General features: G+C 71.2%; 21 protein-coding genes and 1 pseudogene. 14 read left to right on the forward strand and 8 right to left on the reverse strand.

Annotated elements, in window-relative coordinates; all coding sequences use genetic code 11:
* Positions 1-87: 87 nt before the first annotated feature.
* The gene (locus tag DY245_RS43730; protein ID WP_128512682.1) at positions 88-2,097 is read left to right on the forward strand and encodes an NACHT domain-containing protein; all 2,010 of its coding nucleotides are present in this window, start codon (positions 88-90) and stop codon (positions 2,095-2,097) included.
* A gap of 96 nt (positions 2,098-2,193) precedes the next feature.
* Here the strand turns inward: DY245_RS43730 and DY245_RS43735 are convergent, their stop codons facing one another.
* Positions 2,194-2,376 carry a hypothetical protein gene (locus DY245_RS43735; protein WP_128512683.1) on the reverse strand — a complete coding sequence of 61 codons (183 nt, stop codon included), beginning with the start codon at positions 2,374-2,376 and terminating at the stop codon, positions 2,194-2,196.
* A 183-nt stretch (positions 2,377-2,559) separates the two neighbouring features.
* Here DY245_RS43735 and DY245_RS47415 point away from each other — a divergent pair.
* From DY245_RS47415 to DY245_RS43780, 9 genes and pseudogenes are all read left to right on the forward strand, one after another.
* Positions 2,560-2,705: pseudogene (locus DY245_RS47415) on the forward strand (IS5/IS1182 family transposase); the annotation flags it as partial.
* A 233-nt stretch (positions 2,706-2,938) separates the two neighbouring features.
* Positions 2,939-3,490 carry a tyrosine-type recombinase/integrase gene (locus tag DY245_RS47420; protein ID WP_244943651.1) on the forward strand — a complete coding sequence of 184 codons (552 nt, stop codon included), beginning with the start codon at positions 2,939-2,941 and terminating at the stop codon, positions 3,488-3,490.
* A 107-nt stretch (positions 3,491-3,597) separates the two neighbouring features.
* Positions 3,598-4,422, forward strand: a complete 825-nt coding sequence (locus DY245_RS43750) for a HipA family kinase (protein ID WP_128512684.1) — start codon at positions 3,598-3,600, stop codon at positions 4,420-4,422.
* Entirely contained in the window at positions 4,419-4,814 is a 396-nt protein-coding gene (locus DY245_RS43755) for a DUF3037 domain-containing protein (protein WP_128512685.1), read from the forward strand. Before DY245_RS43750 ends, DY245_RS43755 begins: the two co-directional genes overlap by 4 nt.
* Before the next feature lie 253 nt (positions 4,815-5,067).
* On the forward strand, positions 5,068-5,829 hold the full coding sequence (fabG, locus tag DY245_RS43760) for a 3-oxoacyl-ACP reductase FabG (protein WP_128512686.1): 762 nt from the start codon (positions 5,068-5,070) through the stop codon (positions 5,827-5,829).
* 29 nt (positions 5,830-5,858) lie between these two features.
* Complete coding sequence (locus tag DY245_RS43765; protein WP_128512687.1) at positions 5,859-6,629, forward strand: SDR family oxidoreductase; 771 nt, start codon at positions 5,859-5,861, stop codon at positions 6,627-6,629.
* Positions 6,630-6,769: 140 nt separating this feature from the next.
* Positions 6,770-7,735 carry an aldo/keto reductase gene (locus DY245_RS43770; protein ID WP_128512688.1) on the forward strand — a complete coding sequence of 322 codons (966 nt, stop codon included), beginning with the start codon at positions 6,770-6,772 and terminating at the stop codon, positions 7,733-7,735.
* A gap of 123 nt (positions 7,736-7,858) precedes the next feature.
* Positions 7,859-8,527, forward strand: a complete 669-nt coding sequence (locus DY245_RS43775) for a uracil-DNA glycosylase (protein ID WP_128512722.1) — start codon at positions 7,859-7,861, stop codon at positions 8,525-8,527.
* 164 nt (positions 8,528-8,691) lie between these two features.
* Positions 8,692-9,231, forward strand: a complete 540-nt coding sequence (locus DY245_RS43780; RefSeq protein ID WP_128512723.1) for a hypothetical protein — start codon at positions 8,692-8,694, stop codon at positions 9,229-9,231.
* Positions 9,232-9,275: 44 nt separating this feature from the next.
* Here the strand turns inward: DY245_RS43780 and DY245_RS43785 are convergent, their stop codons facing one another.
* Positions 9,276-9,920, reverse strand: a complete 645-nt coding sequence (locus DY245_RS43785) for a TetR/AcrR family transcriptional regulator (RefSeq protein ID WP_128512689.1) — start codon at positions 9,918-9,920, stop codon at positions 9,276-9,278.
* A gap of 116 nt (positions 9,921-10,036) precedes the next feature.
* Here DY245_RS43785 and DY245_RS43790 point away from each other — a divergent pair, with 116 nt between their 5' ends.
* Both DY245_RS43790 and DY245_RS43795 read left to right on the forward strand, forming a co-directional pair.
* A complete protein-coding gene (locus DY245_RS43790) occupies positions 10,037-11,335 on the forward strand; it encodes an FAD-dependent monooxygenase (protein WP_128512690.1) in 1,299 nt (432 codons plus the stop codon).
* On the forward strand, positions 11,332-12,240 hold the full coding sequence (locus tag DY245_RS43795; RefSeq protein ID WP_128512691.1) for a Gfo/Idh/MocA family protein: 909 nt from the start codon (positions 11,332-11,334) through the stop codon (positions 12,238-12,240). The genes DY245_RS43790 and DY245_RS43795 overlap by 4 nt, the downstream gene beginning before the upstream one ends.
* Here DY245_RS43795 and lnt read toward each other — a convergent pair.
* The 4 genes from lnt to DY245_RS43815 form a co-directional block, all read right to left on the reverse strand.
* On the reverse strand, positions 12,209-13,822 hold the full coding sequence (gene lnt, locus DY245_RS43800) for an apolipoprotein N-acyltransferase (RefSeq protein WP_128512692.1): 1,614 nt from the start codon (positions 13,820-13,822) through the stop codon (positions 12,209-12,211). The two genes, DY245_RS43795 and lnt, sit on opposite strands and share 32 nt — an antisense overlap.
* 110 nt (positions 13,823-13,932) lie before the next feature.
* A complete protein-coding gene (locus DY245_RS43805) occupies positions 13,933-14,415 on the reverse strand; it encodes a nuclear transport factor 2 family protein (RefSeq protein ID WP_128512693.1) in 483 nt (160 codons plus the stop codon).
* Positions 14,416-14,476: 61 nt separating this feature from the next.
* Positions 14,477-16,453 carry an ABC transporter ATP-binding protein gene (locus tag DY245_RS43810; RefSeq protein WP_128512724.1) on the reverse strand — a complete coding sequence of 659 codons (1,977 nt, stop codon included), beginning with the start codon at positions 16,451-16,453 and terminating at the stop codon, positions 14,477-14,479.
* A gap of 153 nt (positions 16,454-16,606) precedes the next feature.
* Positions 16,607-17,173, reverse strand: coding sequence for a winged helix-turn-helix transcriptional regulator (locus DY245_RS43815; protein WP_128512694.1), 567 nt, complete (start codon positions 17,171-17,173; stop codon positions 16,607-16,609).
* A 108-nt stretch (positions 17,174-17,281) separates the two neighbouring features.
* Between DY245_RS43815 and DY245_RS43820 the strand changes: the two genes are divergently transcribed.
* Both DY245_RS43820 and DY245_RS43825 read left to right on the forward strand, forming a co-directional pair.
* Positions 17,282-18,055, forward strand: a complete 774-nt coding sequence (locus DY245_RS43820; RefSeq protein ID WP_128512695.1) for a class I SAM-dependent methyltransferase — start codon at positions 17,282-17,284, stop codon at positions 18,053-18,055.
* A gap of 241 nt (positions 18,056-18,296) precedes the next feature.
* On the forward strand, positions 18,297-18,710 hold the full coding sequence (locus DY245_RS43825; RefSeq protein WP_128512696.1) for an STAS domain-containing protein: 414 nt from the start codon (positions 18,297-18,299) through the stop codon (positions 18,708-18,710).
* 18 nt (positions 18,711-18,728) lie between these two features.
* Here the strand turns inward: DY245_RS43825 and DY245_RS43830 are convergent, their stop codons facing one another.
* Together DY245_RS43830 and DY245_RS43835 are read right to left on the reverse strand one after the other, a co-directional pair.
* Positions 18,729-19,217, reverse strand: a complete 489-nt coding sequence (locus tag DY245_RS43830) for a glutathione peroxidase (protein WP_128512725.1) — start codon at positions 19,215-19,217, stop codon at positions 18,729-18,731.
* A 504-nt stretch (positions 19,218-19,721) separates the two neighbouring features.
* Complete coding sequence (locus DY245_RS43835; RefSeq protein ID WP_128512726.1) at positions 19,722-21,356, reverse strand: FAD-dependent oxidoreductase; 1,635 nt, start codon at positions 21,354-21,356, stop codon at positions 19,722-19,724.
* Positions 21,357-21,466 lie beyond the last annotated feature (110 nt).

The raw sequence follows: 21,466 nt of genomic DNA on the forward strand, positions 1-21,466 counted from the left end.
CCTGTCGTGGCCGCGCGCAGGACGAGGGTTGTAGCTGCGATTGCGCTGGCTTGCGCCAGTGCCAGCTCGGGGGTTGCCACCGAGCTCGTGCCCGATCAACTGCCGGACTGGCTGGTGAAGAACTCCGCGCTCGCCTGGGCCGCCTTCAGCATCACGGCACTGCTGTGTCTCGGGGTCGCGGCATGGCAGGCATGGATCGAGCCGCAGGAGGATCCCGCACCCGTTGCTCCGGTTCAGCAGCAGCACCGGAGACTGATGCTCCAGCGCCAGCGGGACTTTTGGATCGACGGGGTCCTGAACCAGTCACTGGAGGTGGTGACGAGGCTCGAGCTGGGGCTGGAGACCCGCTCGGACGCCGTCGAGCGCCCGTGGAACGTAGTGGTGTATGACGATCCGGACCGGCCGCGTGCACTTCCGCCGGGAACATCCGCCATCGATGTTTTCGACCAGTCCGGAGGCTCCCTGCTGATCCTTGGCATGCCCGGGTCCGGCAAGACGACGTTATTGCTTGAGACAGCCGCGGAGCTGCTTCAGCGGGCGCAGTCCGACTGCGAACAGCCGATGCCCGTCGTCTTCAACCTCTCCTCGTGGGGGAAGTCCGAAAGCCCGCTCGACCAATGGCTCGAGGACGAGCTGCATCGCCGGTACACCGTTCCGCGAAAACTGGCCCGGCAGTGGCTCCACGACGAGATGATCCTGCCCCTTCTGGACGGTCTCGACGAGGTCAGAGTCGACCGCCGCGATGGCTGCGTCAGGGCGATCAATGACTTCCTTGGCGCGAACGGCCCACTGCAAATCGTCGTCTGCTCGCGGGTCGCGGACTACGACGCCATCGGCTCGCGGCTCCGCCTGAACAGGGCTGTCCTGATTCGGGACCTGACGCAAAGCCAGGTGCTCACCCACCTTGCCGGCGCCGGAGCTCAGCTCGCTGGGCTACACACGGCTATTGAGCATGACGATCAGCTGCTGTCACTGCTGTCCTCTCCGCTGCTGCTGAATGTGGCCTCCCTGGTCTATCGGGGCTTGTCCGCAGAGGAACTGGAGGCCGATGGCCGGGTTGCGGACCGACGTTCACACCTGATCGACAGCTATATCCAGCACACGCTGCGCCGCAGGCCGACCGGCCGTACCTACGATGACGAACGCGTCGTTCGCTGGCTCGGTGAACTCGCGTATCAGATGAGCCAGGACGACCAGACTGTGTTCCACGTGGAGTGGATGCAGCCTGTGTGGTTGTCGAGCCCGCTGCTGAGGATCATGACGGCGTGTTTCTCCCCTCTTCTCCTCGGGGTGGCGATGGCTCTGGCGACCGGGTACGCAATCGACCACGCCAACACCCTCGGTGCCAGGCTCTTCGGCTTGGGGAACGACGTCTATGTGGCGGGCATGTCGACGGGCTGGCTCACAGGTGCAGCGATCGGGGGGCTGGTCTGCGTCTTTGCGTTCGACAGAGCGATCCGTCCAGCCGAGATCATCTCTTGGTCGTTGCACTCCCTGCGGCAGAACGCCGGCCGGCAACTGCGCTCGGCCCTGCCCTGGGGCGTTGCGCTCTCAGCCATCGTTGGGACCATCATGCACGTGTGGGGCCTGACCACCACCGTGGTCTTTGCGGCCTTCTTCATGGTCTTGCCGATCACCTTCTACGTGGTGGTCGGTGGGGTGTCGCCGCAGCTTCGAGAGGCCCGCATCAGTCCGAACGAAGGAATGCGCCGCTCTCTGATGAACGCTGTCGCCGTCGGTCTGCCCGGAGGAACGGCCATCGGCGTCCTGGCAGGAGTGGCGTTCGGGGCACGGATGACGTTGCTGTTCGGCTTGATCGATGGGCTGACGTGCGGCATTTCCGTGTTCGTTCTGACGGCGTTGCACACCGGAGGACGTGCGTGGCTGCACCACTACACCCTGCGGGCGATGCTGGCGCTACAGAGCCGCATCCCGCTGAGGTGGGTGCGGTTCCTGCAGTACGCGAGCGACCGTATCCTGCTCCGCCGGGTCGGCGGCGGCTACATGTTCGTTCACGGCCTGTTCCTCGACCACTTCGCGGCTCTGCACGCCCGTGCCGTGAATGGCTCGGCACCTGCCGGGCCGTCGGCCCGGTGAACGTGCCGACACGTCACCCCATACGCCTCACCCGAGACTCCACCCAAAACTGACGCGGCATCTGATCAACATTGCGGCACCATCGCGCGCTACCGGTTACTCCCGCAGGGCGGCGAAACGCCGATTGAGGAGGTCGACGCACTCTCTGAGACCGGGTTGCGGCAGACAGGCGTGCTCACGCATCACCACGATGGCCTGCACGTTGTGCCCGAAGGAAACAAGGCGGTCCACTTCTGATGGCGCCTCGGTCGGGAGCCGGCCCCACAGAGAATCGTCCATCCACGCATGGAACCTGCCGAGCAGCCTGAACCTCATGGCAGCGTCCCCGTCCGGCGCAGCCGCTCGCCCTCAGCGCCCAGCCGTCGCAGGCAAGAAACCGCCCCAACCAAACACCATCACCGGGACAAGACGCTCTTTAAGGGCTGTCCCGTAACTGCTGGTCGCGGGTTGGATGGTCTTGCTGTGGCTGGTGTGATCACGGCGTCGGAGCCGTCCTGGATAGCCCCGTTCACCGGCTGAGCCCGCGGCAGTTCGGCAGGCTGATCACCGCCTTGCGCCGCGAGGGCGCGGACCCGGTCCGCCGGGGCCGGCCGTGGAGTCTGCCCTTGTCCACCGTCTCCTCGGTCGATTACCGGCGCGGCATCCTGCATGCGAAGTCCGTGAGGTGGCCCAAGGCGCCGCGGGAGCGCCGAGAGGCGTGGTCGTTGGAGACGGCGCTCCAAGTCCGAGACGTGATCAGTCCACGAAACCGGGTGGCTGTCGTGCTCGGTCTGGGCTGCGGGCTTCGTCAGGGTGAAGTGTTCGGATTGAGAGTCCGGAGGGCATCGACTATGCGAGAGGCGTGCTGCACGTCCGTCGTCAAGTCCGGGCGATCAACGGGAAATTGTCCTTTGCCCTTCCGAAAGGGGCGAAGACGCGTACCGCCGACATGCCCTCCTCGGTGGCCGAGGAGCTGAAGCGCCATGTCGGCATGTTCTCGCCGGTGGAGGTGGAGCTTCCGTGGGAGAAACCGGGGCCGGACAGGTCGCGGAGGAAGTTCTCCTTTCTGCTTACCGCGCGGTTCGGTAACGCCGTGGCCGTGAACACATGGAACACCTACACCTGGAAACCGGCGCTGGCCGAGGCCGGCATCATCCCTCCGCGGCCAAGGGGGCGAAGAAGTGGCGGTGGGAGGCGGCGCCCAAAGGACGGATTCCACGCGCTGCGGCACACCTACGCCTCGATCATGCTGGAGGCGGGGGAGTCCGTGGTGGCTGTGGCGCGGTGGCTCGGGCACTCCTCGCCGGCTGTCACGCTCGGTTACTATGCTCACTTCATGCCGGAGGCCGGAAGCAAGGGGCGCACCGCCATTGACGGACTGCTTGAGCGGATGGGGGATCCACCGTGCCGGTAGAAACTCCCCAGATTCTCTCCAGGGCTGATCGCGGCGGAATTCCCAGCTTGTGCGCGTCTCGATTTAATCGTTGTTTGTAAGGCCACTGGGTTAGATAGCCTGGGAAAATGCTGACTGAAGTCACCGCGACCCGCTATGTCACGCCCTTGCGTGAGGGCGGCTCGCTCCCGGGAATCGTGGAAGCGGACGATCTCGGTACTTATATCATGAAGTTCACCGGCGCCGGACAGGGCCGCAAGACCCTCGTCGCCGAGATCATCTGCGGACTGCTGGGGCGTCGGCTCGGGCTGCGGGTGCCGGAGCTGGTGCAGATGCAGCTCGACCCCGTCATCGGGCTGAGCGAGCCCGACCAGGAGGTCCAGGAGTTGCTGAAGTCCAGCGGCGGGCTGAATCTCGGGATGGATTACCTCCCCGGATCGCTGGGCTTCGACCCGCTCGCCTTCGAGGTGGGTGCCCGTGAGGCGGGCCGTGTGGTGTGGTTCGACGCGCTGATCAACAACGTCGACCGGTCCTGGCGCAACCCCAATCTGCTGGTCTGGCACGGCGAACTGTGGCTGATCGACCATGGCGCAGCGATGATCTGGCACCACAACTGGCCGAGTGCGGAGAAGGCCTCGGTCAGGCCGTACAACGCCTCCGACCATGTGCTCGCCACCTTCGGGCCGGATCTCGCGGCGGCGGCCGAGGAGTTCGCGCCGCTGATCACGGAGGAGCTGCTGACCGAGATCGCGGCCGAGGTCCCGGATGAATGGCTGGCCGACGAGCCCGGCTTCGACTCGCCGGACACGCTGCGCCAGGCGTATGTGAACACGCTGCTGGCCCGCGCCCGGACGATCAGTGACCAGATCACCATCGGTGAGCCCACCAAGGACAAGCCTTCGCAGGCACCGCAGTGGCTGGCGGGCAAGCCGCCGCGGAGGGCAGTGAAGTGACCGGTCTGCACAACGGGCGCGATGTCTTCGAGTACGCCCTGCTGAAGGTCGTGCCCCGGGTCGAGCGCGGCGAGATGATCAATGCCGGTGTGGTCGTGTACTGCCACGCCCGCCGCTTCGTCGAGGCCAGGACGTATCTGGACGAGGCCCGGCTGCTGGCCCTGGACCCGACGGTCGACGTGGCCGGCGTACGGGCCGCGCTCGGCGCCGTGGAGGGCATCTGCGAGGGCGGCGAACGGGCCGGACAGGCCGCGGGGGACGACGCGGGGCGCCGGTTCCGCTGGCTGATCGCGCCGCGCAGCACCATCGTCCAGCCGGGACCGGTACACACCGGTCTGACCGCCGATCCCGCCGCGGAGGCGGAGCGGTTGCTGGAACTGCTGGTGCGCTGAGGCCGGGACCCGACCGGCCGAAGGGGCGCCCGTCCTGGCCGTCGGCCGTGGACGGGCGCCCCTTCGTGCGATGCGATCGCGCCAGTTCCGGCGCGCACCGCAGGTGAGGTCGGCGACCGCGCGGTGGTGGGGCGTTGACAGCGGGTTGCCGGGCTTCTAGCGTCAGCCCTGCTCAGGCTACTAAGCGGTTGCTCACCCACGGGATCGGTGCGGCGGACCGCTTGTCGAGGTTTCGAGGGTGAGGAGAACCCGCATGTCCACCACCGAGCAGCGCGTCGCCATTGTGACGGGCGCGGCCCGCGGTATCGGCGCGGCCACCGCCGTACGCCTGGCCGCCGAGGGCCGCGCCGTCGCCGTACTCGACCTCGACGAGGCGGCGTGCAAGGACACCGTCGAGAAGATCACCGCGGCCGGCGGCACGGCCATCGCGGTCGGCTGTGACGTCTCGGACGCGGAGCAGGTGGAGGCGGCGGTCACCCGGATCGCCTCCGAGCTCGGCGCGCCGACCGTCCTCGTCAACAACGCCGGTGTGCTCCGCGACAACCTGCTGTTCAAGATGAGCGAAAGTGACTGGGACACGGTCATGAACGTGCATCTGCGGGGTGCGTTCCTGATGTCCCGCGCCTGCCAGAAGCACATGGTGGACGCCAAGTTCGGCCGGATCGTCAACCTCTCCTCCAGCTCGGCGCTCGGCAACCGCGGCCAGGTCAACTACTCGGCCGCCAAGGCCGGTCTGCAGGGCTTCACCAAGACCCTCGCCATCGAGCTCGGCAAGTTCGGCGTCACCGCCAACGCCGTCGCCCCCGGCTTCATCGTCACCGACATGACCGCCGCCACCGCCGAGCGCGTGGGCATGGGCTTCGAGGAGTTCCAGGCCGCGGCCGCCACCCAGATCCCGGTGCAGCGCGTCGGCCGCCCCGAGGACATCGCCAACGCCATCGCCTTCTTCACCGGCGAGGCGGCCGGCTTCGTCTCCGGCCAGGTCATGTACGTCGCCGGCGGCCCGCTCAACTGACCGCCCCACCGACTCCAGGAGTACCAGACATGACCGAGCAGGACAGCGGGCTCCCCGAGCTCACCGGCAAGGTGGCGCTGGTCACCGGCGCCAGCCGCGGCATCGGCTACGGCATCGCCGAGGCCCTGGTCGCCCGCGGCGACCGGGTCGTCATCACCGGCCGCAACGAGGAAGCCCTCAAGGAGGCCGCCGAGAAGCTGGGCGCGGACCGGGTGATCGGCGTCGCCGGCAAGGCGCACGACGAGGCCCACCAGGCCGTCGCCGTCGAGCGGGCGATGGAGGCCTTCGGCCGGGTCGACTACCTCGTCAACAACGCCGGTACGAACCCGGTGTTCGGCCCCATCGCCGACCTCGACCTGGGCGTCGCGCGCAAGGTGTTCGAGACCAACGTCGTCTCGGCGCTCGGCTTCGCGCAGCGCACCTGGCACGCATGGCAGAAGGACAACGGCGGCGCGATCGTCAACATCGCCTCGATCGCCGGCCTCGCACCCTCGCCCTTCATCGGTGCGTACGGGATGAGCAAGGCCGCGATGGTGAACCTGACGCTGCAGCTCGCCCACGAGTTCGCCCCGGTGGTACGGGTCAACTCCATCGCGCCCGCGGTGATCAAGACCAAGTTCGCGGCAGCGCTGTACGAGAACCGCGAGGAGGAGGCGGCGGCCGCCTACCCGATGGCGCGGCTCGGCGTCCCGGAGGACATCGGCGGGGCCGCGGCCTTCCTGCTGTCCGACGCCTCGGGCTGGATCACCGGCCAGACGCTGGTCGTCGACGGCGGTCTGTTCCTCAACGCCGGGGTCTGAACGCCGGGGTCCGACGGCCGGGCGGGGCCCTGAGGGCCTTGCCTTGGTGTGCGCTCCAAGAGGCAGAGTCCGTGGTGCCGGTCCCCAGGGGGCCGGCACCACCCGCGTCGGCGGACTGCCAGAAGAGAGGGAGACACGCCATGCACTACCGCATACTCGGCGGCGGTCAGGGGCCCCGGATCAGCGCCGTGTGCCTGGGGGCGCTGCCGTTCGGCACCACGGTTGACGAACGGACCTCGTTCGCCATCCTGGACCGCTTCGCCGAGGCCGGCGGCACCTTCCTCGACACCGCGAACACCTACGCCTGCTGGGTGCCCGGCGCCACCGGCGACGAGAGCGAGCTGCTGCTCGGCCGCTGGCTGCGCAGCCGGGGCGCGGCCGGCCGCACGGTCCTGGCCACCAAGGTCGGCGCCCGGCCCGACCCGGCCCGCGGCCCCGAATGGCCCGCCAATGCCGAGGGCCTGGGCGCGCCGACCGTACGCGCCGCCCTCCAGGGCAGCCTGCGCCGCCTGGGCACCGACCGGGTGGACCTCTACTACGCACATATCGAGGACCGCGGCATCCCCCTGGAGGAGACCGTCGAGGCGCTGGCCGGACTCGTCCAGGACGGCGTGGTGGGCACGCTCGGGGCCGGTAACCACCGGACCTGGCGGCTCGCCGAGGCCCGGCACACCGCCGCCGGGCGCGGGCTGCCCGGCTTCCGCGCCGTACAGCAGCGGCACACCTATCTGCGGCCGCGCCGGGGCCTGCCGCCCGACCTCCAGGTGGAGACCGACGAGGAGCTCCTCGACTACGCGGCGGCGCACCCCGATCTGACGCCGGTCGGCTACGGGACACTGATGGGGGGCGCCTACTCGCGTGCGGACCGGCCGCTGCCGGAGCGCTACGACCATCCCGGCTCGGTGGCGCGGCTGCGGGTGCTGGCGGAGGTCGCGGCGGAGTGCGGGGCCACCGTGAACCAGGTGGTGCTGGCCTGGCTGATGGGCGGCCCGGTACCGGTCGTGCCTGTGCTCGGCGTGAGCTCGGTGGGGCAGCTGGACGAGAGTCTGGCGGCGCTGGATCTGCGGCTGGATCCCGTCCAGCGTGCCCGGCTCGACACCGCCTGAGCGGGGCGGTGGCGCGCTCCGGGCCCGGGAAATCGGCCCGCGGACGGCGTTGTCAGTGGTCGCCGGTAGGTTTTGTGACGGAGAACGCAACACACACCGGAGGTTGTTGACGTGGTGACCGACATGCTGCCCGAGTCCTGGCGCGGGGTACTCGGCGACGAGTTGGAGAAGCCCTACTTCAAGGAGCTGACCGACTTCGTCGAGCAGGAGCGGGCCGACGGCCCGGTCTACCCGCCCCGCGAGCAGGTCTTCGCGGCGCTGGAGGCGACGCCCTACGACCAGGTGAAGGTGCTCATCCTCGGCCAGGACCCGTATCACGGCGCGGGGCAGGGCCACGGCCTGTGCTTCTCCGTGCAGCCCGGGGTGAAGACGCCGCCGTCGCTGCGGAACATCTACAAGGAGATGAAGGAGGAGCTGGGCCACCCGGTCCCGGACAACGGCTATCTCATGCCCTGGGCCCAGCAGGGTGTTCTGCTGCTGAACGCGGTCCTCACGGTCCGCGAGGCCGAGGCCAATTCGCACAAGGGCAAGGGGTGGGAGAAGGTGACCGACGCGGTGATCCGCGCGGTGGCCTCCCGGCCCGACCCGGCCGTCTTTGTGCTGTGGGGGAATTACGCCAAGAAGAAGCTGCCGCTGATCGACGAGGAGCGGCATGCCGTGGTGCAGGGCGCGCACCCCTCACCGCTGTCGGCGAAGAAGTTCTTCGGCTCCCGGCCCTTCACCCAGATCAACGCGGCGATCGCCGCTCAGGGCCATGCCCCGATCGACTGGCGCATCCCTGACCTGGGCTGAGCCGGAGGGTCCGGCCGGCGGATCGGGCCCGGGTCCGCGGCGCGATCCGCGGGACGGGCCCGGCCGACCGGCGCGTCGCGCACACCGAGCGAAGGTCCCCTGCGGCGGTTAGCGTCGAGGGAACAGCAGTGACGGTGGTGAGCGAATACGGGGAGTGCGCGGTGGTGGAGAAGCGGCGGAAGGCAACGCCCGAGGACGGTGTGCTGACCCGGATCGGCCAAGCGATCATGTTGCATCGCGCCGGTGACCGGGAAGAGGCCCGCAACCGTCTCTCGGCGCTGTGGCACGAGATCGGGCCACAGGGAGACGCCTTCCACCGCTGCACCCTCGCCCACTACATGGCCGACACCCAGGACGACCCCAGGGACGAACTCGACTGGGACCTCAGAGCCCTGGAGGCGGCCGAGGGCTTTGTCACCGAGCGGCCCGAGGGCCCCGGAACCGCCCCCGCGGAGTCGGCCGTCGCCGACGGCCCCGGCCCCCGCCACCCCCTCGTCGCGCTGCGGGCGTTCTTCCCCTCACTGCATCTCAACATCGCGGCCGACTACGCCGCTCTCGACCGTCCGGCCGATGCGCGCGCCCAGCTGCGGCGGGCCCGGGCGTCGGTCAACGCGCTCGCCGACGGCGAGTACCGCCAAGGGCTCAGGGATGCGATCGACCGTCTGCAGCTGCGGATCGACGGCGCCGCGGGACATGCGTCGTAGCACGGTCGCGGCACACCTCGGGGACAGGCCGCTGAGCGGCGGTCTCACCGCCGCAGCATCCCGGTGAGGAGCTCCGCGCAGGAGGCGCGCAGCGCGGCGCGGCCGGGGACGGCCGCATGGAACTGTCCCGCGGTGCAGGAGAAGAGCACGCCGTCGCACCAGGCGACCATGCTGAGCGCATGCCGCTCGGGCTCGGCGGAGCCGGCCGCCGCCAGCATCGCCACCATCGGCTCCCGGAAGGCCCGGCCGGCCCGGTCGTAGACCGCCCGCAGCTCGGGCCTGCGGGTGGCCTCCAGGGCCAGTTCGTAACGGGCGATGAGCAGCTGCCGGTGCCGGGAGAGATAGCGGTGCAACGCCAGGGACAGCGCATCGGCGACCGCCCCCACAGCCTCATCGGCCGCGGACCCCGCCCCCTCCGTGAGGGCCGCCGGGGCCGCCGGCATCTCGCCCGGTGACAGCACCGCCGCCTCCCGCTCGGCCAGCCGGCGTACCGCCGTCTCCAGCAGCGCCGCCCGGGTGCGCGCGAGATTCGACGTGGAGCCCTGGGGCAACCCGGCCGCCTCGTCGACGGCCCGGTGGGTCAGGCCGCGCATACCGCGCTCGGCGAGCAGCTTCAGCGCCGCATCGGCGATCAGCTCATGGCGAGGAGCGGGGGCGGGCGCCGGGGTGCGGCCATTGCGGACGGTCATGGCAGGTGAGCCTATCGCGCCGACTACAGGTGTAGTCTCAGATCTCCAGGGCAACTACACCTGTAGTTGCCCGCGGCCGCGCCTGTGGTCGCATCCTGGGGAAGGTGGGAGGCGTCATGCGGCAGCGCACCGCGATCGTGATCGGCGGCGGGATCGGCGGACTCACCGCCGCGGTGGCACTGGACCGCCGCGGCTGGTCGGTCACCGTCCTGGAGCGCGCATCCGGGCTGGAGCCGGGCTCCGCATCCGGTTACCCGGCAAAAGGCGGAGGCGGAGCGCAGCCGAGCGGCGCGGGCATCGGCCTCGCGCCCAACGCCCAGCGCGCCCTGGACACCCTCGACGTGGGCGACGCCGTACGCGCCATGGCCGCCTGGCAGGCCACCGGCGAGATCCGCCTCCCCGGCGGCCGCCGACTGGCCCGTACGGACAACGCCGCCGCCGTCCGGCGCTTCGGCGGCCCGGTCGTGGTCGCGCACCGCGCTGAGCTGGTCGCCCTGCTCGCCGCCCGGCTGCCCGAAGGCGCGGTACGCACCCGGGCCGCGGCCTCGCTCGTCGACGCGGGCGACCCGCGCGCGGCCGGCCGCCCGGCCCGCGTACGGATCGAAGGGGCCGCCGACGGCCGTGAAGAGGAGTTGACCGCCGACCTCGTGGTCGCCGCCGACGGCATCCACTCCGCCGTCCGCCGCACGCTCTTCCCCGGCCACCCCGAACCCCGCTACGCCGGCTTCACCGCCTGGCGTCTCGTCGTCCCGGCCCCCGCCCGCCCCTACGTCGCACACGAGACCTGGGGCCCCGGTGGCCTGTGGGGCACCGTGCCGCTGCACGACGGGCGGGTGTACGCCTACGCCACCGCGGCCGTACCGCCCGGCGGGCGGGCCGCCGACGACGAGCGGTCCGAACTGCTGCGCCGCTTCGGCACCTGGCACCACCCCGTCCCCGCCCTCCTCGCCGCCGCCGACCCCGCCGCCGTGCTCCGCAACGACGTCCACACCGCGGCCGCCGCGCCGCCCGCCTTCCACCGCGGCCGGGTCGCCCTGCTCGGCGACGCCGTCCACCCCATGACCCCCAACCTCGGACAGGGCGGCTGCCAGGCCGTCGAGGACGCCGTCGTGCTGGCGGACATCGCCGCGCCGGATGCCCATCTCGCCGCCGCGCTCACCGCGTACACCCGGCAGCGGCTGCCGCGCACCATGGACGTCGTACGCCGGGCCGAGCGGATCGGCCGGCTCACCACCTGGCGCTCCCGGCCGGCCTGTGCGCTGCGCGCCGTTCTGATGGCCACCACCGCCTGTCTCGCACCGGATCTCGCGCTACGAGCGCTGGACGGTATCGCCGACTGGCGGCCGCCGGGCGCCACGTATGCTGCCCGGGCGCGGGGCACCGGGGCCGCGGCGCTACCCAAGGAGCATGAGTGAAGGTCGGCTGCATCGGACTCGGCGACATCGCCCAGAAGGCGTACCTCCCCGTACTGGGCGCGCAACCGGGGCTCGAACTGCATCTGCACACCCGCACCCCGGCCACCCTCCAACGGGTCGGCGCCGCCCACCGGCTGACCGGGGAACAGCTCCACACGGACCTGGGCTCGCTGCTCGCCACGGGCCTGGACGCGGCCTTTGTGCACGCGGCGACCTCGGCCCACCCCGAGATCGTGACCCGGCTGATCGAGGCCGGCGTACCGACCTATGTCGACAAGCCGATCTCCTACGAACTCGCCGAGACCCAGCGCATCGTCGCCCTCGCCGAGGACCGGGGAGTGGGCCTCACCGTCGGTTTCAACCGCCGCTTCGCGCCCGGTTACGCCCAGTGCCGCGAGCACGCCCGGGATCTGATCCTGATGCAGAAGAACCGCGTCGGGCTGCCCGAGGACCCGCGCACGCTGGTGCTGGACGACTTCATCCATGTCGTCGACACCCTGCGGTTCCTCGTGCCCGGCGAGGTCGACCACATCGATGTGCGTGCCCGGATCCGCGACGGGCTGATGGAGCATGTGGTGCTGCAACTGTCCGGCGACGGCTTCACCGCGATCGGCACCATGAACCGCCTCAGCGGCTCCACCGAGGAGATCCTGGACGTCTCCGGGCAGGACACCAAGCGTCAGGTCGTCAATCTCGCCGAGATCATCGACCACAAGGGGCAGCCGAGCGTCCGGCGCCGCGGCGACTGGGTGCCGGTCGCCCGCCAGCGCGGCATCGAGCAGATCGTCCTGGCGTTCCTGGACGACGTACGCGCCGGGCGGCAGCCGTCCGCCCAGGACGCGCTGCGCACCCATGAACTGTGCGAACGCGTGATCATCGACGCGCTCGCGCAGGCCGCCTACTGAGCGCCCGCAGGCCCGTGTACCCGCCGGCGAGCACCAGCGCGCCCACCGCCCCGTACAACGCCCAGTCACCGAACCGGGTGTACGGGCTGGTGCCCGTGGCCAACGGCAGGTCGTAGACGGCCGCCGCGCTGCGGTCGGTGCCGAGCTGCTCGCCGATCCGTTCGCCCCGGGGGCCGTACACCGCGCTGACGCCGGTCAGCGTGGCGTGCACCATCGGCCGCCAGGTCTCCGCGGCGCGCAGCGCGCCCAGCGAGGCGTGCTGCCAGGGCGCCCAGCTGTCCTGGAACGTCGAGGTCGAGGACTGGGCGACCAGTACCTGCGCACCGTCGCGCGCCAGATGGCGGCTCATGTCGGGGAAGGCGGTCTCGAAGCACACCAGCGGCCCGATGCGCAGTCCGCCGGCGCCGGCGACCGGCAGCACCACCTGGGCGGGGCCGCGCCTGCGGTCGGTGGTGGCCGCCTTGCCCACCCGGGTCGCCCAGCCCAGCACGGACCGGAACGGTATGTACTCGCCGAACGGCACCAGTCGCATCTTGGAGTAGCGCTCCCCGGTCGGTCCGTCCGGCCCGATCAGTACCGCGCTCTTGTAGATGCCCGGCCGGCCGTTCTGCTTCGCATCGGCGTTGACCAGCAGCTCGGTGCCCGTCCGGCGGGACAGCGCGGCCAGCCGGGCGGCGAGCGCCGGATGGTCCGCCGGATCCTGGTAGAGGCTGCTCTCGCCCCAGACGACCAGGCGCACTCCGCGGCCGGCCAGCGACCGGGTGAGCGTTTCGCTGCGCGCGAGCCGCTCGGTCGGGGTGCCGGTGACGCCGGGCTGGACGACCGCGATCCGCACCGTGCCCGCCGGGCGGGGGACCGGTGCCCAGAACCAGGCCGCGGTGCCCGCCAGCGCGCACACCAGCAGCCCCGCGACGGCGGGCAGCCGGGCCGCCGGGAGGGCGATCAGCTCGGCCAGCGCGGTGTTCACCGCCACGATCAGCAGGCTCAGCAGCCACACCCCGCCGATCGACGCCAGCCGCAGCGCGGGCGGCACCTGCCACTGGCTGGCGCCGAGCAGCCCCCAGGGCCCGCCCAAGTACTCCCAGGAGCGGACCAGTTCGACCATCAGCCAGCCGGCGGGCACCAGTACCAGCGCGGCGGCATACCGCCCGCCCGTCGCCCGCCAACCCCCTTCGCCGGAAGCTCCCCCTGACTTCGTCCAGGGGGACCCCCATCGCGCCGGCCCTCTCGATCCGGGCGGTTGGTCGCCCAGCAGCGCACGCACCAGCACCCCCCAGGGCGCCCACAGCGCACCGAGCAGCAGGGCCAGTACGAGGATGAAGACATGCAGGCTCGGCAGCAGCCAGTGGTGGACGGCCAGTATGAAACCGGCGCCGCCCAGCCAGCCGTCCAGCGCCGCCCGCCGGTGCGTCGGCGCCGAGCGCACCAGCAGCAGCCAGGGCACCAGGGCGACATACGCCAGCCACCACCACGACGGCGCGGGGAAGATAAGGACCGGCAGCGCACCGGCGAGCGCCGCGGCCGCGCCGCGTGACCAGGGGGAGCCGAGCCACCGCGCCCGATGGCCGAGCGGTCTGTCCATACGGTCTCCCTCGTGCCGGTTTCCGCCGGTCGGACGGTCAGTGTGCGCGCGTGGGCCGATCAGGGAAAGGGGGCCTCGGTGGGTAGGCCGATCGGTGGCACGACGGTCGGTCAGGCGCCGGCGGGCAGCACCTGCCGCCACTTCTCGTGGACGACGACCCCGGTGAGCCGCCAGCCGTCGGCGGTACGGCGGGCGGTGAAGTGGTAGCGGCCGGCGCAGGTGTAGTTGGGGGCGGTGGGGCCGCCTTCCCCCTCCGTCGCGGGGCCGACGAGCCGCATCGGGTTGAGGTAGTCCGCCTGGACGGTGGCCGTGTCGCCCGGTGCGTCGTCCTGCCGGGCGAGGGTGATCCGCCGGTTGACGATCAGATGCTGCCGTATGGCGAAGTGCTGGAGCATCTCGGCGAGCCAGGCCGCGATCTCCTCGGTGCCGCCCTCGATGCCGCCGGCGGAGCGGTAGTCGGCCCGGCCGTCCGGGGTGAACAGAGCCAGATAGCCCGGCCAGTCGCCGTCGTCCAGGGCGATGGCATAGCCGGTGATCAGATCGTCGATGGCGAGGCGGTCCATGACGGTCGAGTGTTCCGCGCGCTGCGTCATCTCCTCAGTTTTCGGCATCCGGAAGGCCCCCGCCAAGGGGCGGGGGCCTTCCGGCGTGATCTCAGTTCACCAGCGCGGACTCTTCGACGAGATCCGGGCCGGAATCCGTGCCGCCGCTCTCCCCGGCCGCCGGTGCGGTTTTTGCCCCGGCGGTCGTTCCGGCTTCGCGGGGGGCGTCCGAGTCGGTGAACTGTGTCCGGTACAGCTCCGCGTACCGCCCGTCGGCCGCCAGCAGCGTCTCGTGCGTCCCGCGCTCGACGATCCTTCCGCCCTCGACGACGAGGATCAGATCGGCGGCCCGTACGGTCGACAGCCGGTGGGCGATGACCAGCGCGGTCCGGCCCTCCAGCGCCTCGGTGAGCGCCTCCTGGACCGCCGCCTCGGAGGTGTTGTCCAGGTGGGCGGTGGCCTCGTCCAGGATCACCACCCGTGGATGGGCGAGCAGCAGCCGGGCGATGGTCAGCCGTTGCCGTTCGCCGCCGGAGAGACGGTAGCCGCGCTCGCCGACGACGGTGTCCAGGCCGTCGGGAAGGCCGGCGATCAGCTCCCGCAGCCGGGCCCGGCGGAGCGCGTCCCACAGCTCTTCCTCGGTCGCCTCCGGCTTCGCCAGCAGCAGGTTCTCGCGGATCGAGTCATGGAAGAGGTGTCCGTCCTGGGTGACCATGCCGAGCGCGTCGCGCAGCGAGGCGGCGGTCAGATCGCGGACGTCCACCCCGGAGAGCCGGACCGCGCCGGCGTCGGTGTCGTACAGCCGCGGCAGCAGCTGGGCGACGGTCGACTTGCCGGCGCCCGAGGAGCCCACCAGGGCGACCATCTGGCCGGGTTCGGCGCGGAAGGAGATGCTGTGCAGGACCTCTTCGCCGCCCCGGGTGTCGAGGGTGGCGACCTCCTCCAGGGAGGCCAGCGAGACCTTGTCGGCGGACGGGTAGCCGAAGCGTACGGAGTCGAACTCCACCGACACCGGGCCGTCGGGCACCGCGCGGGCATCCGGCTTCTCGGCGATCAGCGGCTTGAGGTCGAGCACCTCGAAGACCCGCTCGAAGCTGACCAGTGCGCTCATCACCTCGATGTGCGCGCCGGACAGGGCGGTCAGCGGGGCGTAGAGCCGGGTGAGCAGCAGGGCGAGGGAGACGATCGCGCCGGGCTCCAGCTGCCCCTGCAGCGCGAAGAACCCGCCCAGGCCGTAGACGACGGCCAGCGCCAGTGCGGAGACCAGGGTGAGAGCGGTGACGAAGTACGTCTGGACCATGGCCGAGCGGACCCCGATGTCGCGCACCCGGCGGGCCCGGGTGGCGAATTCGGCGGACTCACGGTCCGGGCGGCCCATCAGCTTGACGAGGGTGGCGCCCGGCGCGGAGAACCGCTCGGTCATCTGGGTGCCCATCGCCGCGTTGTGGTCGGCGCCCTCCCGGCGCAGATCCGCCAGCCGCCGGCCGACCCGGCGGGCGGGCAGCACGAACACCGGCAGCAGCACCAGCGCGATCAGCGTGATCTGCCAGGACAGGCTGAGCATCACCCCGAGGGTGAGCAGCAGCGTCACGATATTGCTGACGACCCCGGACAGGGTGTCGCTGAACGCCCGCTGGGCGCCGATCACATCGTTGTTGAGACGGCTGACCAGGGCGCCGGTGCGGGTGCGGGTGAAGAACGCGATCGGCATCCGCTGGACGTGGTCGTACACCGTCGTCCGCAGATCGAGGATCAGCCCCTCGCCGATGCTCGCGGACAGCCAGCGGGTCAGCAGCCCCAGTCCCGCCTCGGCGACCGCGATGACGGCGATCAGCCCGGACAGGCCGACGACGATGGCCGACGAGTCACCGCCCACGATCGCGTCCACCACCCGGCCGGCGAGCAGCGGGGTGGCGACCGCGAGCATCGCGGTCACCGTGCTCAGGACGAGGAACCACACCAGGCGGCGGCGGTGCGGGCGGGCGAATGCCGTGATGCGGCGCAGGGTGCCGCGGGAGAACGGGCGCCGGCCCTGCTGTGCGGTCATCGTGCTGTGCAGCGAATGCCAGGCGGTGACTTCCATGTCCATGGTGGCCTCCAGATGTCGGGTCGTCACGGGATCGCCGTGAGTGACCGGCGACATATAAGGAACCTAGGACCTCAACCAATATTGAGGTCAAGCGATTCCTCCGCGATCACCCTCCCGGCCCGCGCCGAGCGCCCTGGAGGGGGCGCTCCCAGATCATCGGCCCGGCGGCCGTGGGCCGCTCGGCGGGTTGTTCGAGGCGTTTGCGTCGGGTGTCTGCTGTGCGGCGCGGGAGGCGATCAATGGGCCGATCACCTCGGTGCCGGGCCCGGTCCGTCCTCCGGGGCCGGGCAGCTGGGTGGTGTTGTCCGCGGTGAGCCGCTCGCCGCAGTGCGCGCAGGCGGCCACCATCGTGGTGTCCCGGTCGCAGGTCAGATGGTGGATACGGGCCGGGGGGCCGGTCTCGCCCGCGTACCAGCGGTCGCCCCAGTTCATCAGCGCCAGCAGCACGGGGTAGAGCTCCCGGCCCTTTTCGGTCGCGATGTAGCGCTCGCGCGGCGGTCGCTCCTGGTAGCGCTCGCGGGCCAGTACGCCCTCCTCGACCAGCCGCGACAGCCGGGCGGTGAGGACCTTGCGGGAGATGCCGAGGTCGCGGGCGAGCTCGTCGAACCGGCCGATCCCGGTCAGTACGTCACGCATGATCAGCGCCGTCCATGCGTCGCTGAACAGATCGGTGGCACGGGCGATGGAGCAGGCCACGTCGGCGAGGGGAGTGCGGGTCACCTGTCCAGGCTACCCAAGTTCCCTGAAGGAACTGAGGCTGATAAGTTCCCTTAAGGAACTCGATGCGAAGCCCGAGGGGCGACGGGCCGACGAGCTTGGGAGAACGCCATGGGCAGCGCTCCGCTGATCGCGCTGGACTCACCCGCCCCGGAGGCGGTCGACGGGCGGCAGATCCGTGCGGCCGCCTTCCAGGGCGTACGTCTGGAGTACACCTGTGGGGTTCTCGCCCGCCTCGGCCGTGCGCCCTCCGGGCGCGCGCTCGTCGTGGGCAGCGGCCGCGGACTGCTGGCGCACGGCCTGGCGGGGCTCGGCTTCGAGGTCACCGCCGTCGACCCGTCCGGGTCCGCGACCGCGCTGGCCCGTGCGGCCGCCGCCCGCGACGGCCTCACCGTCGAGCACCGCACCGCCCCCGCGGAGCGGCTCGACGTCCCCGATGCCGCCTTCGACCTCGTCTACCTCGCGGACACCCTGGAGATCACCGCGGACCCCGACCGCGTGATCGAACAGGCCGCCCGCGCCCTCACGCCCGACGGCGTGCTCGTCTACGACACGGTCAACCGCACCCCGGTCTCCCGGCTGGTCTACCTCGTGGCGTTCCAGCGCCTGCCGATGACCCGCGTCGTACCGGCCGGCCGCTATGCCGCGCGCCGGCTCCGCCCCCCGGCCGACGTCGCCGCGCTCCTGGCCCGCCACGGCCTCGCCGACGGCGGTATCTGCGACTTCAAGCCGCGCAGTGTCCGCAGCCTCGTCGCGGGAGTCCTGGCGCGCCGGCGCGGCCGGATCACCGACGACGAGATCGAGGCCGTGGTCGGTTTTGCCCTGGCCCCGAAGAGCAAACCCTTGGTCACTTATCTCGGCCACGCACGCAAGGGGCGAATTTGAGACAACCTTCAGCGGTGTCGTGCGCCGGGACTTGAGCCGGCGGACGACGGGTAAGCCGTAGGCAACTACGGACAACTGCAGAAACACAGAGGCGCAGGCGACACGCAACAGCACCACCGACGACCCGGAAACGGGCCGGCCTGCCCGGAACGCGCCGGGCGCCCCCCACAACCTTCCGAATGTCTCCGCCGCAGACGCGTGGCCAACTTCCGCGCCTCGGCACGAAAGTTGGGTCGGGCCGATGGACGAAGCACAGTACTACCCCGGACTCGTGGGCCCCAGCCGGGTGGCAGGCGGCACGACCGTGCTCGAACTCAGCGGCGATCTGGACATTCTCGCCGTGTCGGTGCTGTCGGGCCGGCTGGACGACCTCACCGGTGCCCAGGGCGCCGATCTCCTGCTCGACCTGCGCGCGGTGACCTTCATCGACTGCGCCGGACTGTCCCTGCTCAGCCGCGCCCGCTACCGGACCCGGCAGCGCGGCGGCCGGCTGCGGCTGGCCGGCGTGATCGCCGGCGGGAGCGTCGCGCGGCTGCTCCGGATGACCGGACTGACCGGCGACTTCGAGATCGTGTCCGACGACGGCACGGCCGGAGCCGGAGACGCGGCCACCGAAGCCGCCGGAGCGCCCGGCGCCGGCAGCGCCGTGGCCTGACCGGCCCGCCCGCAGGGCTCAGGCCGGCAGGACCGCCTCGATGGCGGTGACCAGCTCCTCGGCCTCCGGCTCGGTGCGCGGCCGGAAGCGGCCCGCGACCTCGCCCCGGGCGTCGATCAGGAACTTCTCGAAGTTCCACTGCACATCGCCCGCCGCGCCTTCGGCGTCCTCGGTGGCGGTCAGCGCCGCGTACAGCGGGTGCCGCTCCTCGCCGTTGACATCGGCCTTCTCGAACAGCGGGAAGCTGACGCCGTACGTCGCCGAGCAGAAGGTGGCGATCTCCTCGGCGGTGCCCGGCTCCTGGCCCGCGAACTGGTTGCTGGGGAAGCCCAGCACGCTGAAGCCACGGTCCGCGTAGCGCTGCTGAAGCCGCTCCAGACCCGAATACTGCGGGGTCAGCCCGCACTTGGACGCCACATTCACCACCAGCAGGGCCTTGCCCCGGTAGTCGGCGAGCGAAGCGGGGTCACCTGTCAGGGTGCGCAGCGGGATGTCGTACAGGCTCACGGTCATGCTCCTCGTCACGGGTCCGCGGAAAGGGACGTCCATCATCGGTCCCAACAGCGGCGCCCGCTCGGATCTTCCCCGGATCGTCGACCGGCCACGAGACGACCGGCCGGAGCGCACCCGAGCGCCACTCCTTGAGCAGCTGATCGAAGATCGGCGTCTCCTCCTCGGCCGGGCGGCGCGCCTGGGGGGCGGGAGGCGGCGGCAGCGGCGGGGGCTGATGGGGCAGGGAGATGCGCTGAAAAGGGTGGGAGGCGGGCTTCTTGGCGTCCATGCCCGGACTCAACCGGAAATCGGCGCCCGGGTTGCGGGACGCGGCCGGGACGGCCCGCAGATGCCCCTGCGGTGGTGACGGGCAGAAGATACGTTCGCGCCCCACAGGGGCCGATGGTTGCCCCATCGGCCCCTGTGTCATCAAGCGTCCCGTGTGCCTCGCGGCACCGCCCCGTATGCCGTACGACCGGGTTCGCACCGTTCGTACGGGACCGGGGAGAGCCGGGCGGCTCAGCTCCGGCAGAGCAGCGATTCGAGGACTTCTCGGAGCGTCGCCTCGGGGTCGGCCACCCGCCCCTCCGCCCGCCACGCCACGAACCCGTCGGGGCGTACCAGCACCGCACCCTCGGACGTCGTCCCGTGCTTCTCGGCCCAGTCGGCGCCCTCTTCGGGAACCAGATCGTCGTCGGGCCCGGTGCCGACCAGATAGCAGTCCAACCGGAGGCCGAACTGCTCGACGGCCCCCTTGGCCGCGGTCCGCCACATCTCGCCCTCGGAGCCGGTGAGCAGCACGAAGGACTTCTCGTACAGGTCGAGGGTCGAGCGACGGTCGCCGTTGACCTGGAGCCACATGTGCGGGGCGCGGGTGCCCGGTTCGCCCGTCAGCCGCATCTGGTCGGGTACCACCGGCAGCTCGGGGTCGGCGCCGACGACCGCGCCGCGCGGATAGCAGTACCCCAGGGCGACGGTGAGCACCCCGCGCTGCCGGCCACCGCCCGCGCCGGGCGCCGGCGCATAGCCCGGGTGGCTGTGCTCGGCCGAGCGGGCCGAGGCACGGGCGCTCGTCTCCCGCGCCACCGGCTGCCGCTCCGTCTCGTACGTCGCCAGCAGTTCGGGGCCGGCCGAGCCGTTCAGCACCGCCGCGAGCTTCCAGGCGAGGTTGTGGGCGTCCTGGATGCCGGTGTTGGAGCCGAACGCCCCGGTGGGGGACATCTCGTGGGCCGAGTCGCCGGCCAGGAAGACCCGGCCGGCCGCATAGCGCTCCGCGACCCGTTCGGCGGCGTGCCAGGGCGCCTTGCCGGTGATCTCAACGTCCAGGTCCAGCACGCCCGTTGCGCGGCGGATGTGGTCGATGCACCGCTCGTCGGTGAAGTCCTCCAGGGTTTCCCCCTGGTCGGGGTGCCACGGGGCGTGGAAGACCCAGTCCGCCTCGTTGTCGACCGGCAGCAGCGCGCCGTCGGCCTCCGGGTTGGTCAAGTAGCAGGCGATGAAGCGGCGGTCGCCCACCACGTCCGCCAGCGCCGGTGCGCGGAAGGTGATGCTGACGTTGTGGAACAGGTCGCCGGGGCCGGTCTGGCCGAAGCCCAGCCGCTCCCGGACCGGGCTGCGCGGGCCGTCGGCCGCGATCAGGTAGTCCGCCTGCACGGTGGTGTGGTCGCCGGTCTCCCGGTTCTTGACGACCGCGGTCACGCCGTGCGCGTCCTGGTCGAAAGAGATCAGCTCGGTGGAGAACCGCAGATCGCCGCCGAGTGCGCGGGCACTGCCGACCAGCACCGGTTCGAGATCGTTCTGGCTGCACAGACACCATGCGGCCGGGCTGATACGGGCCAGCCCGCCGCCCGGGTCGATCTCCTTGAACAGCCACTCCTGGTCGTCGCCGGTGAGCGACGGCGCCTGCAGAATTCCGTGGTTGTCGGCCAGGACCGACGCGGCCTCGCGGATCTGCCGCTCCGCGCCGGCCACCCGGTACAGCTCCATCGTGCGGACGTTGTTCCCTCGCCCGCGTGGGTGACGTGAGGTGTCGGAGTGCTTCTCGACCAGCAGGTGCCGGACGCCCAGGCGTCCCAGGAACAGTGACGCGGACAGGCCTACCAGGGACCCGCCCACGATGAGTACCGGAACCCTGTCTTCGGCGGTGGGATTCATTGCGTGCTCCAGCTCGGGGGGCGCGTAGGGCAGATGGAGCACGCATGCCCGGCCCGGGGCCTGTTCGATCACGGTTCACCTGCATGGCTCACAGATCTCGCGCCGCCCGT

This window comes from Streptomyces inhibens (assembly GCF_003389455.1).
In the GTDB taxonomy this organism is placed as follows: Bacteria; Actinomycetota; Actinomycetes; order Streptomycetales; family Streptomycetaceae; genus Streptomyces; species Streptomyces inhibens.

What these genes read in the sequence shown, in the direction of transcription:
- DY245_RS43790 (WP_128512690.1), top strand. Translation starts at nt 10,037, where the DNA reads ATGCGGCAGCGCACCGCGATCGTGATCGGCGGCGGGATCGGCGGACTC.
- lnt (WP_128512692.1), bottom strand. Translation starts at nt 13,822, where the DNA reads ATGGACAGACCGCTCGGCCATCGGGCGCGGTGGCTCGGCTCCCCCTGG.
- DY245_RS43770 (WP_128512688.1), top strand. Translation starts at nt 6,770, where the DNA reads ATGCACTACCGCATACTCGGCGGCGGTCAGGGGCCCCGGATCAGCGCC.
- DY245_RS43810 (WP_128512724.1), bottom strand. Translation starts at nt 16,453, where the DNA reads ATGGACATGGAAGTCACCGCCTGGCATTCGCTGCACAGCACGATGACC.
- DY245_RS43785 (WP_128512689.1), bottom strand. Translation starts at nt 9,920, where the DNA reads ATGACCGTCCGCAATGGCCGCACCCCGGCGCCCGCCCCCGCTCCTCGC.
- DY245_RS43735 (WP_128512683.1), bottom strand. Translation starts at nt 2,376, where the DNA reads ATGGACGATTCTCTGTGGGGCCGGCTCCCGACCGAGGCGCCATCAGAA.
- DY245_RS43825 (WP_128512696.1), top strand. Translation starts at nt 18,297, where the DNA reads ATGGACGAAGCACAGTACTACCCCGGACTCGTGGGCCCCAGCCGGGTG.
- fabG (WP_128512686.1), top strand. Translation starts at nt 5,068, where the DNA reads ATGTCCACCACCGAGCAGCGCGTCGCCATTGTGACGGGCGCGGCCCGC.
- DY245_RS43775 (WP_128512722.1), top strand. Translation starts at nt 7,859, where the DNA reads ATGCTGCCCGAGTCCTGGCGCGGGGTACTCGGCGACGAGTTGGAGAAG.
- DY245_RS43820 (WP_128512695.1), top strand. Translation starts at nt 17,282, where the DNA reads ATGGGCAGCGCTCCGCTGATCGCGCTGGACTCACCCGCCCCGGAGGCG.
- DY245_RS43805 (WP_128512693.1), bottom strand. Translation starts at nt 14,415, where the DNA reads ATGACGCAGCGCGCGGAACACTCGACCGTCATGGACCGCCTCGCCATC.
- DY245_RS43835 (WP_128512726.1), bottom strand. Translation starts at nt 21,356, where the DNA reads ATGAATCCCACCGCCGAAGACAGGGTTCCGGTACTCATCGTGGGCGGG.
- DY245_RS43765 (WP_128512687.1), top strand. Translation starts at nt 5,859, where the DNA reads ATGACCGAGCAGGACAGCGGGCTCCCCGAGCTCACCGGCAAGGTGGCG.
- DY245_RS43750 (WP_128512684.1), top strand. Translation starts at nt 3,598, where the DNA reads ATGCTGACTGAAGTCACCGCGACCCGCTATGTCACGCCCTTGCGTGAG.